The organism is Methylobacterium sp. A52T (assembly GCF_053346095.1).
In genome coordinates, this window is sequence record NZ_JBKFBI010000172.1 from 1 (window position 1) to 10,835 (window position 10,835).

General features: G+C 63.2%; 9 protein-coding genes and 1 pseudogene. 5 read left to right on the forward strand and 5 right to left on the reverse strand.

What is annotated here, in order from left to right:
* The first annotated feature begins 112 nt into the window (after nt 1–112).
* Both ACLBYE_RS27135 and ACLBYE_RS27140 read left to right on the forward strand, forming a co-directional pair.
* Nucleotides 113–367 (forward strand): hypothetical protein, encoded by a 255-nt coding sequence (locus tag ACLBYE_RS27135; RefSeq protein WP_042670699.1) that lies wholly within the window; start codon nt 113–115, stop codon nt 365–367.
* Between the two features lie 247 nt (nt 368–614).
* Entirely contained in the window at nt 615–1,415 is an 801-nt protein-coding gene (locus ACLBYE_RS27140; protein WP_447696543.1) for a class II aldolase/adducin family protein, read from the forward strand.
* A 226-nt stretch (nt 1,416–1,641) separates the two neighbouring features.
* Here ACLBYE_RS27140 and ACLBYE_RS27145 read toward each other — a convergent pair whose 3' ends face one another.
* On the reverse strand, nt 1,642–2,541 hold the full coding sequence (locus ACLBYE_RS27145) for a LysR family transcriptional regulator (protein ID WP_447696544.1): 900 nt from the start codon (nt 2,539–2,541) through the stop codon (nt 1,642–1,644).
* Between the two features lie 143 nt (nt 2,542–2,684).
* Here ACLBYE_RS27145 and ACLBYE_RS27150 point away from each other — a divergent pair, with 143 nt between their 5' ends.
* On the forward strand, nt 2,685–4,847 hold the full coding sequence (locus tag ACLBYE_RS27150) for a malate synthase G (RefSeq protein WP_447696545.1): 2,163 nt from the start codon (nt 2,685–2,687) through the stop codon (nt 4,845–4,847).
* Nucleotides 4,848–5,031: 184 nt separating this feature from the next.
* Here ACLBYE_RS27150 and ACLBYE_RS27155 read toward each other — a convergent pair.
* The 3 genes and pseudogenes from ACLBYE_RS27155 to ACLBYE_RS27165 all read right to left on the reverse strand — a co-directional run.
* Nucleotides 5,032–5,274, reverse strand: a pseudogene (locus ACLBYE_RS27155) (EscU/YscU/HrcU family type III secretion system export apparatus switch protein); the annotation flags it as partial.
* A 330-nt stretch (nt 5,275–5,604) separates the two neighbouring features.
* Nucleotides 5,605–6,189, reverse strand: coding sequence for a histidine phosphatase family protein (locus tag ACLBYE_RS27160; protein WP_447696546.1), 585 nt, complete (start codon nt 6,187–6,189; stop codon nt 5,605–5,607).
* Nucleotides 6,190–6,359: 170 nt separating this feature from the next.
* Nucleotides 6,360–8,096 carry an AIPR family protein gene (locus ACLBYE_RS27165; RefSeq protein WP_447696547.1) on the reverse strand — a complete coding sequence of 579 codons (1,737 nt, stop codon included), beginning with the start codon at nt 8,094–8,096 and terminating at the stop codon, nt 6,360–6,362.
* Nucleotides 8,097–8,334: 238 nt separating this feature from the next.
* Between ACLBYE_RS27165 and ACLBYE_RS27170 the strand changes: the two genes are divergently transcribed.
* Both ACLBYE_RS27170 and ACLBYE_RS27175 read left to right on the forward strand, forming a co-directional pair.
* Nucleotides 8,335–8,925: a recombinase family protein gene (locus tag ACLBYE_RS27170; protein ID WP_447696548.1), complete on the forward strand. Its 591-nt coding sequence runs from the start codon at nt 8,335–8,337 to the stop codon at nt 8,923–8,925.
* A 48-nt stretch (nt 8,926–8,973) separates the two neighbouring features.
* On the forward strand, nt 8,974–9,882 hold the full coding sequence (locus ACLBYE_RS27175; protein WP_447696549.1) for an ADP-ribosylglycohydrolase family protein: 909 nt from the start codon (nt 8,974–8,976) through the stop codon (nt 9,880–9,882).
* On the opposite strand, the gene ACLBYE_RS27180 is transcribed toward ACLBYE_RS27175, so the two are convergent.
* Nucleotides 9,872–10,369, reverse strand: a complete 498-nt coding sequence (locus tag ACLBYE_RS27180; RefSeq protein ID WP_447696550.1) for a hypothetical protein — start codon at nt 10,367–10,369, stop codon at nt 9,872–9,874. The genes ACLBYE_RS27175 and ACLBYE_RS27180 overlap by 11 nt on opposite strands.
* Nucleotides 10,370–10,835: the final 466 nt, after the last annotated feature.

Here is a 10,835-nt window from a genome sequence, read left to right on the forward strand (position 1 = left end):
CGGCGCTCCGGACGGTCTCGCCCGGAGCGCCGCCGGCCCCACATACCACTTCCCAGATCCGCGGCCGGCCGGACAGCGGCCGCCGCGGCGCCGTATTCGGAGACCTGTGACGATGCGCCTCCCGCTGATTGCCTTCGCGACCGCGATTGCCCTGACCACGGGGGCGGCGGCGCAATCCGTGCCGGAGCCGCCCATCCAGAGCCCGCAGGACGCCGCCTGCCGCGAGCAGGCGCGGGCCCAGATCTTCAGCTATCCCAACCCGAACAACCTCAGCCTCTACGACCTCGGTTCGCAGATCTGGCACCTGTGCATGGCGTCCTATCACGGCCGCGGCCCCAACCCCGGCCGCACCGATCAGCGCTTCTAGAAGCGCGCCCGACCGGGGCGAGACCGTCGACGGCGGGGGCGGCCCCGCGCCACCGGCGCTCGCCCCCCGAGTCGGCCGCGCCCAACCACGCGCGGCCCGGTGCATTGCCGGGCCGCGCGCCGTGGTGCACCCTGGCGGCGATTCCCGGGCCCGGTCCCCGTCCCGGACCGCCTCCGGAATCGCGGGACCGCCTGCGCCGGGCGGCGATCCCGGGAGCCGACAGGGCCGGCCGCCAGGGAGCCGTCGCATGAGCGCAGCCACACAGTCGACCGTCGCGGACCGGGATGCGGCCCCCGCCGATCACGCCGCGATCCGCGCGATGCGCGTCGACCTCGCGGCCGCCTACCGGCTGATCCATCGGCTCGGCCTCGACGACAGCATCTACACCCACATCTCGGCCCGGCTGCCGGGCGCCGGGCACCGGTTCCTGATCAACCCCTACGGGATGCGCTTCGAGGAGGTGACGCCGGAGAACCTCGTCACCGTCGACATCGACGGGAAGGTGCTGGAGGATCCGATGGGGCTCGGCATCAACCCGGCCGGGTTCACGATCCACAGCGCCATCCACGCCGCGCGCCACGACGCGATCTGCGTGCTGCACACCCACACGGTCGCGGGCGTGGCGGTCTCCTGCCAGGAGGAGGGGCTGCTGCCCCTGAACCAGTGGTCGATGCAGTTCACGGGGCGCGTCGCCTACCACGCCTACGAGGGCATCGCCCTCGACCTCGACGAGCGGCAGCGGCTGGTGGCCGATCTCGGCGACAAGCCCGTGATGGTGCTGCGCAATCACGGGCTGCTGACCTGCGGGCGCACGGTCGGCGAGGCGTTCCGGCTGATGCACAACATGGAGCGCTCGTGCCGGGCGCAGCTGGCGATCCAGGCGGCGGGCGCGCCGGTGATCCGGCCCTCCTCCGCCGTCGCCACCAAGACCGCCGGGCAGTACGCCGCCGGCTACGACCGCGTCGTGGTCCAGGGGGCGCCCGACAACGAGTGGGCGGCGTTCAAGCGGATGCTGGCGCGGACGGATCCGGACTTCGCGCGGGCCTGAGGGCGGATCGGTCGCCAGCTGACCCGTTCGGTCGACGCGCCCCTCTCCGTCATCGCGAGTGCAGCGAAGCGACCCAGGGCGGCGCGCGATCGGTAAGCGCGGCGCTTCCCCGGGTCGCTTCGCGCTGCTCGCAAGGACGGCGGTCCCGCAGTCATCGATCGGAGAGGGTATAAGACGCCAATCGTGTGCTCCCTCTCTGCAGGAGCGAGACGCCGCAGCGCGGGCCTCACCCGTCTGCCCAGGCCCCGCTCGACCGGTAGGTCTGCTTGAGGAACGCGATGAAGGCCCGGGTCTTGGCCGGCACGAAGGCCCGGCTCGGGTAGACCGCGAAGATGCCGGCCGAGGCCGCCGCCGCGTAGGCCGGCAGCACCACCTCCAGCAGGCCGTCGCGCAGCTCCGCGTGCACGTCCCAGGTGGAGCGCAGCGCGATCCCGAGGCCGCCGATCACGGCCTCGCGCACCACCTCGTTGGAATGGGTGCGCAGCGGCCCCGACGCGCTGACCGTGCAGGGGCCCTCCGGCCCGACCAGCCGCCAGGGATTCTGGTTCTCGGTGGCGAGGCAGACATGGCCGCGCAGGTCGTCGAGGCTCCGCGGCCGCCCGGCCGCGTCGAGGTAGCTCGGCCGCGCGCAGAGGACCCGCTGCACCGGCGCGAGGCGCACCGCCGTCAGCCCGGAACTCTCCAGCGCGCCGACCCGGATCGCGAGGTCGTAGCCGCGCTCGACGATCGACTCGAAATCGTCGCTCAGCTCCAAGTTGAGCACGATGCCGGGATGGAGGGCGAAGAAGGCCCGCAGGTGCGGGACGATGTGCAGGCGCCCGAAGGAGCTCGGCGCCGTGACCCGGAGCGTCCCCCGCGCCCGCGTCGCCGTCTGCGACACGAGGCTCTCGGCCTCCGCGATGGCGTCGACGATCGGCGCGATCCGCTCGAAGAAGGCCGCGCCGACATCCGTGGGCGCCACCCGCCGCGTGGTGCGATGCAGCAGGCGCACGGCGAGCCGTTCCTCCAGCCGCTTCAGCCGCTTCGACACCACCGCGACCGACAGGCCGAGCTCCGACCCGGCCTGGGTGAGGCTGCCGGTGCGGACCACCCGGGCGAAGATCTCTAGGTCGCTCTGGTCGTGCATTCTCAACGCTGCGGAAAAAATCAAATCCCTTTTGCCGCCTTTCTCGCGGATGCCAAGCGATCTATCGAGGGGACATCAAAAATTTTTCACGGCGCGTTCGATTTTTTTCTGACGCGCGTCGCCACGCATCTTCGAGGATCGCCATGTCGAAGCTCGTCGTCGCCGAGGATCTCCGCACCTTCCTCTCCGAGGAAGCGCTGCCCGGGACCGGCCTCTCGGCCGACCAGTTCTGGTCGGACTTCGCCGCGATCGTCCGCGATCTCGCACCGCACAACCGGACGCTGCTCGACCGGCGCGACGGCCTCCAGGCCGACATCGATTCCTGGCACCGCGACCATCGCGGAGAGCCGCACGACCCGGCGGCCTACGCGGCCTACCTGACGCGGATCGGCTACCTGCAGCCGGAGCCCGAGACCGTGCGGGTGACCACCGAGAACGTGGACGCGGAGATCGCCGCCATCGCCGGGCCGCAGCTCGTGGTGCCGATCTCCAACGCCCGCTACGCGCTCAACGCCGCCAATGCCCGCTGGGGCAGCCTCTACGACGCCCTCTACGGCACCGACGCGATCCCGCAGGACGGCGAGCTCGCGCCCGGCGTCGGGTTCAACCCGGCCCGCGGCGCCGCCGTCGTGGCCAGGACCAAGGCGTTCCTCGACGCGACCGCGCCGCTCAGCGTCGGCTCCTGGGCGGATGCCGTGGGCTTCTCGGTGACGGACGGCCGCCTCGCCGCCGATCTCGGCGCCGGCCGCAGCGCCGGTCTGACCGGATCGTCCGCCTTCGCGGGCTACACCGGCGACGCCGCGGCGCCGACCACGCTCCTGCTGCGCCACAACGGCCTGCACATCGAGGTCGTCATCGACCGCGCGAGCCCGATCGGCCGCACCGACCCGGCCGGCATCGCCGACGTGGTGCTGGAGGCCGCCCTCTCGACCATCATGGACATGGAGGATTCGGTGGCGGCCGTGGACTCGGCCGACAAGGTCGCGGTCTACCGGAGCTGGCTCGGCCTGATGCGCGGTGATCTGACCGCCACCCTGTCCAAGGGCGGCCGCACGGTCGAGCGGCGGCTCGCCGAGGACCGGACCTTCACGGCTCCCGACGGCGGGCGCCTGACCCTGCCGGGCCGGTCGCTGATGCTGGTCCGGCATGTCGGCCACCACATGTACACCGACGCCGTGACCCTCGACGGCGCCGAGATCCCGGAGACGATCCTCGACGCGGCCGTCACCGCGCTGATCGCCCTGCACGACCTGAAGGGCACCGGTCCGCTCCGCAACAGCCGGACCGGCTCGGTCTACATGGTCAAGCCCAAGCTGCACGGTCCCGACGAGGTCGCCTTCGCGGTGGCGCTGTTCGGGCGGGTCGAGGCGCTGGTCGGCCTCGCGCCGCGGACGCTCAAGATCGGCGTCATGGACGAGGAGCGGCGCACGACGCTGAACCTCAAGGCGGCGATCGCCGCGGCGTCGGACCGGCTGTTCTTCATCAACACCGGCTTCCTCGACCGGACCGGCGACGAGATCCACACCTCGCTGGAGGCTGGCCCCGTGGTCCGCAAGGACGCCATGAAGGCGACCGCCTGGATCAAGGCCTACGAGGACGGCAACGTCGATGCCGGCCTCGCCTGCGGCCTGCCCGGCCACGCGCAGATCGGCAAGGGCATGTGGGCCGCCCCCGACCGGATGGCGGCGATGCTCGACGCCAAGGGCGCCCACCCGGAGGCGGGCGCCAACACCGCCTGGGTGCCGTCGCCGACCGCCGCGACGCTCCACGCGCTCCACTACCATCAGGTGGATGTCCGCGCCCGCCAGGCGGCGCTCGCCGGCCGGGCGCCCGCGACCCGCGCCGCCATGCTGACCCTGCCCCTCGCCGAGGGCGCGTTCGCGCCGGAGGCGGTGCGGGAGGAGCTCGACAACAATTGCCAGGGGATCCTGGGCTACGTGGTCCGCTGGGTCGACCAGGGCGTCGGCTGCTCCAAGGTGCCGGACATCCACGAGGTCGGGCTGATGGAGGACCGCGCCACCCTGCGGATCTCCAGCCAGCACATCGCCAACTGGCTGCGCCACGGGATCGTGGACCGCGACGAGGTCGCCGCGGCCCTGCGGCGCATGGCCGAGGTCGTCGATCGCCAGAACGCCGGCGACCGGGCCTACCGGCCGATGGCCCCGGGCTTCGACGGGCCGGCCTTCCGCGCCGCCGAGGCCCTGGTCTTCGAGGGCGCCGGCCAGCCGAACGGCTACACCGAGTTCGTGCTGCACCGGTTCCGCCGGGAGGCGAAGCGCCTGGAGGCCCACGTCCGGGCGGCCTGAGGCCGCTCCAGGATCCCGGACGCGCGGCGCCCCGAGACCGCGCCAAGACCGCGCCAAGACCGCCCCGGGCCGGACGTCGGACTGCGCGGCCTGAAACGCCGCGCCACGGATCTGCCAGGGTCCGCGGCCTCTGCCGGTCGGGACGGGCCGACCGGTCAACGACGCGGCCGCGCCGCCGCGCCGGTCAGCGGCGCTTGCGCGTCATCACGTAGACCAGCAGGTTCGCCACCGCCCGGTAGAATTCCGCCGGGATCGCCTGGTTGACCTCGACATGGTCGTACATCGCCCGGGTGAGCGCCTTGTCGACGACGACCTCGATCCGGTGCTTCTCGGCGATCTCGCGGATGCGGAGGGCGATCAGGTCCGCCCCCTTGGCCAGAACCGTCGGGGCGTCGTTCTCGCTCTGGTCGTAGCGCAGCGCGATTGCCTAGTGTGGACCTAGTATCGCAGCGTACATGCTCACCCAACGATCCGCCGACCACCCTCCTTCAATCAGAAAACCATTTCATTTCAGCGCCTTAGGACGACATAGGCTACCATAGTCAGCGATGGTCGGGAAGCCGAAATTGGAAGCGTTTTTTGGGGTTGGTGTGCCAGATTGTGACCAGTTTGCGAGGACAGGACACACCTAACGACCGCTGATTCTATGCTCCCAGGACAATCGGGCGAGCGTCGAGTCACTTATCGAATTGAGCATCAGCCGACGATCTAGGGTCGGTGTGAAGCCGTAACAGATCGTCAGCTGATGCCCTTGATCCTAACCTTCGACCTGCGAGAACGGTGCATCGCTGTCCCCACCCATCAGACGTGGGGATAGTTGGCGGAACGACCAGGGCGCGTCAGGCACAACCCTTTCGAACCGTAGAGCCACGTCGAAGCGATCCGAGTCCCACTTGGTCGGAACGCCGGGGATGGTCTGAGAGCCCTTGAGAGCCGGGATCAGGTCCGTGACGATGGCCTTGTGCTCCCAGAAGACGATGACGACCCCGGTAAGGCTCCGTATCTCATCCGCCAGTTCGTGCTCCTGCGAGACCCCATAGTTCGCTCTGAGGGGTAGTTGTAGGCGTTCGGCTAGAGGCGTCGCGGTCTCAAACGGTCGGTGGCTGAACTTGGCCTTCTTGAACACGGGCTCGGGCTTGGCCGCGTAGACGACGTTCGGCCTCGGGTAGTCGGCGCTGCACAGGTCGGATCCGAACAGTGCCGCCCAAGCCCCGGCCCTTTGCCATCCGCGGATCACAAGCGATTTATCGTCCGCGGTTCCGTTTGCCGTGGTTCCATCGCCGGGGAACGAACCACCCGGCTTCTCTGCGTGACGGATAAACATGACGGTCAGTGCGGACATAGGGGATTAGTGACTCGGCTGGTTGCGGCTTAGGTAACGGTGCCAAATGACAAATAGGCTGACCTTCAAGCCTTAGAGCATGGCGAGAGAGTGATGGCGGATCGACAGTAGCGGAACGCCGATCCGATTTTCCCGATACGATTGAACGGGCATCATAAGAAGGATTTCCTTTATGTGTTTACAACGTTGCGCGGATTTTCGGCCATCGCCCTTGCCTTCACTTCTTCGGATAGATCCCTTGTCTTAGCGGCATCGCGAACAAGAGGAATAGAGCGACTCGCCGCAGACTTCCGTATGATATCCGCACAGACTTCGAATGCCGTCCGGCAACGTTCCTGATCCCACAAGATTTCATTTAAGTGCGCACAATATGCTGCAATCCGTCTATCGCCGACTGGCGGGAGCGCAGACAACTCATATCGATACCTGAAGGCATTCAGGAGATGGAACTTGAAAGATCGGAGTTTACGTTCTTCGCCAACAAGTTTTTTCAACAGAGAATCGAACCGATAGAAGGCTAATGAAGCCGTGTAGTATGGCTCTGGGCGATGTTCGCTTTTGAATACACGGTCCCTGACAGAGGCAAGGAGTGTTCCTTGATAGCGACCCGCTTGGTATGCCGCATCGAGAAACATAGAAGCGAAATACTTAAGCTGCATTCCCACGGGCACAATACGTGACTTCTCAACATCTATCTGACCCGCGTATTGTTTTGAGCGTCTCTCGTAATATAGCCTCTGCTCCTTGGGGAATCCGCCGTAATAGTCTTCCAAGTTTCTCTGAAACTGCGTGAGAGCAAGTAGATCGTTCTCATCGATCGGTGTTTGTCTGTTGGTCGATTTAATAACCTCCTGCGTTATTTCTTCGTCATCGGTATGTATCAGTTTAACCGGTATAAGCAGGGAAGCGGTGAGGCTCTGTTGTTGCGCGTACAGCACGTGGCTTGTCTGACATCCATTTACCACCTGATAGTCACGTAGCGTAAACACGTCTCCGGTTGTTGAAATCTGACGCGACACGATCGTAACGCCGTTATTCCTTAGCGCAAACTGGTCGACAGAACCACCTGTGATAGTATTGGTGATGCCAATATTCACCGGATTCTCGCCTTGAAAGTCTCGTACATTATCAATAAAAACAGACTTTAATATATTACCGTCCTCATCTGTGATTAACTTTATGTATTCTGTTGCAGGGAGGACTCCGAGATATGAGGCGCGAACATTATTGATCGCTGGCAGAACGACAAATCTTCCAAATGTAATCTCGCGACTCACGCTGCTCTTTGTATCTCTGTATAGTTCGTGGAGTTGCTGCGCACCTACCGGCGTGTATTTAACGTCTTTGAAAAGGTTTGTTTCCATTAAGTCGCGAGTTTTTCGATTAATGATGGACACTAAATATTCGTCATTGTTCCAGTGGCCTGTAGTGACATAGAATATTCGGCACTCAGGATTGCCCCTCAGGCGGGCCGCAGAGTCGTAAACTCGCCTCCTTATCTCTATCAGTCGCTTGATATCATCACTTACAGGGAGCCCAGGCTCATCGTTGAAGATCGCGTTGCGCAAGTTGTCTCCGAGGGCGAGGAGCGCCGATCCCTCGAAATGAGAACTTCTTTTGGCCTGAATGAAGACGAACTCAACATCTAAATAACCGTTGAGGTCAAGAAGATCAGTTACCCCATCGGCATCATCAATAATGCGTCCATTAACTATAACTGCAAAGGCATCAATGCCGAGATCTGATATCCCACCGGTCACTAAATCTTCTGTATCGAAGTCATCGCTGAACCTAGAAGATATAACCGCGAACGTTGAAAAGTGCTCAAACTGTTTAGCTTCGTCGAGTTCATCAAGGCCATTCAGAGTGACAAACTCCCGCATCAATGCGGTGCTGATTGGATCCACGGAAAGGCTCCTAAGTGGGCTCGATCTCAACTTTGCATTGTGAGTTCGCGGTGAGGTTGCCTACAACTTCTTATTCAGGTTCATGCCGCGTGCTGACTGCCTCGCTGAAGTAAACCCGAGCGAGACAACGGCGCGAGACAGCCCGCACCATCGAATGATGTCTCGTATGGGTTGCTGTCGGGATTGCGAGACGCTAAGGTGGGCGGGTCTAGAACCATCCGAGACAGATACTCCGCCTATGGCTATCTACGGTTACGCTCGCGTGAGTGCATCATCTCAGAGTTTGGTGATTCAGCAAGAGGCGTTGGAAGCCTCAGGTTGCGACGTAATCCGGTCCGAGAAGGTGACGGGCACGAAGCTCGAAGGCCGGAGTGAACTGGAAACAATCATACAGTTCGCGAGGGCCGGAGACTCCATAACTGTTACACGGATTGACCGCCTTGCCAGATCGGTGGCGGATCTTGCCTCTATCGTTCAGCGGCTTGAGGCGAAGGGTATCTCGCTACACGTGATTGAGCAGCCCATCGATACGTCCACGGCAGCCGGACGGTGCTTTTTGCAGATGCTTGGAGTTTTTGCCGAGTTCGAAACGGCCATTCGGCGTGAGCGTCAGCTTGAGGGTATCGCGAAGGCCAAGGTCGAGGGCGTCTACAAAGGCAGGAAGCCCACAATCGACGTTGAACGGATCAGGGCACTGGCCGCACAGGGTATGGGTGCCACGGCCATCGCTAAGGAGCTTAACGTCGGGAGGGCATCGGTCTACCGGCTGCTGCAAGGATCGAATCAGTCCTCTCGCTCAGAAGGTTCGGGGATCCGAAGGGCTGTTTGAAGGGCCGGCTATCCGTAAAGCCCCTATGCGAGCACAAGGCCCTTCTGAATGTCCGAAACGATCCGCAACCGTGCCCTTGGCGCCTTCGTCGGCCTTGCGGTTGGTGACGCCCTAGGAACCACGCTTGAGTTTGAGGCTAGGGACGCGAAGCCACCGGTCTTCGACATGGTGGGAGGCGGCCCGTTCGATCTGCTGCCCGGACAGTGGACTGACGACACGTCCATGGCTCTCTGTCTGGGCGATTCGCTCATAGCTTGCGATGGCCTGAACGAACGGGATCTGATGGAGCGGTTCTGCCGGTGGTATCAGGCCGGCGAGAACTCCTGCACGGGCGGGTGCTTCGATATCGGCACGACGACCCGGGATGCCTTGGAGCACTTCCGGCGCACCGATGATCCCCTGGCCGGTCCAACAAGTGCCAGGACCGCGGGAAATGGTTCCATAATGCGGCTTGCTCCGGTGGTCCTACGCTACTGGAACGACCCCGAACGTCTGAGTGACGTGAGTCGGCGTCAGAGCTACACGACGCACGGTGCTGATGAGGCCGTGGACGCCTGTGATGCCTTGGCGCTGGTGCTGGCCTCCCTCATCGCCGGAAAGCCTCTCAGGGACGTGCTCTCAGCATCCTATGGGCCGTTCTGTCTTGGGGTTCAGACGGCCATGAACGGATCCTATCGAGACAAGGCAAGATCCGCGATCCGGTCCTCAGGCTACGTGATCCATACCCTTGAAGCGGCCCTTTGGTGCGTATCCGAGACGACCACGTTCAGGGATGCCGTCCTGCTCGGAGTGAACTTGGGCGACGATGCGGATACGGTAGGAGCGGTGACCGGGCAGATTGCGGGTGCGGCCTACGGTGTTTCGGCTGTCCCTGAGGAATGGTTCAACCGCCTTGCCTGGAATGATCGTCTAGTCGAGACTGCACAACAGTTATACGAAGCAAGCATCAGGGCGTGACGATTTCGAAATCTATGCCCGCGTGATCGTAGGTCGCGTCCCACTCGCCACCATCCTGTAAGCGGAAGCCGAAGCGTAGGGCATGGTCCAGCCAATCGGTCTCTTCCATCCAGTCATAGAGTTCGCCCGTGTCTGCAAACGCCCTGTCGAAGCTCATCTGGAACGTGGCATGGGCTGAGATGGTCGGTAACGGACCATCCACGAAGCTGCATGATAACAGTTGTATCGATTGAGCACGGATGGCACCACTAGGATTCAAAAGACCATTACCGTAATGTTCCGGCTCCGGTTCGATCCTGGCATATAACAGTTGTTCGACGACTTCCTTTACGAACGTCCACTGAACCTGAGGCCACGATCTGCTCCTGCCCCGATCCTTCCATAGCTGTTCGCACTGGATGAGAGCAGGCGCAAGGATGGGCGTAGGCTCCTCAGAATGATCTGGCGAGCCGTTCTTGAGCCGAACCATGACAGTGTGGAGGTGCATTGCCAGATTATAGCACCGATCTGCATCAAGGTCTCTGAGCGGTCGTATAACAGTTGTTGATTGGTTGCCTGACATTCCAGGCCACGAAAGATAAAGAGTTTTGGGTTGGGAATGACCAAAACAATCTGCCAGGACCGTTCACACCATCCTCGTTGTGGGTCATTCCCGTTCTATTTAGTTCAGCTAGACTACTGAACCGTGGCTCCCCTCAAAATCAACCTACGTTCACTCAGGGATCATGCAACAAGACAAAAGGACGGCCTGAGGCTGTGCCAATAACTGTTATGGACCTTGGCGCAAAATAGCCATCAGATCGCGTTCACCCCGGTAAGATCAGGCGTACGCCTCCGGTGAGAGCCGCCTTGTGAGACGGGGCCTCGTGCCCGACGTCTGACCTTAATGCTGGCGTTAAGGTCATCGGATCAGGGCGATGCGGGTCGAGGTTCTTGCCGGGGTCGAGCGCCGG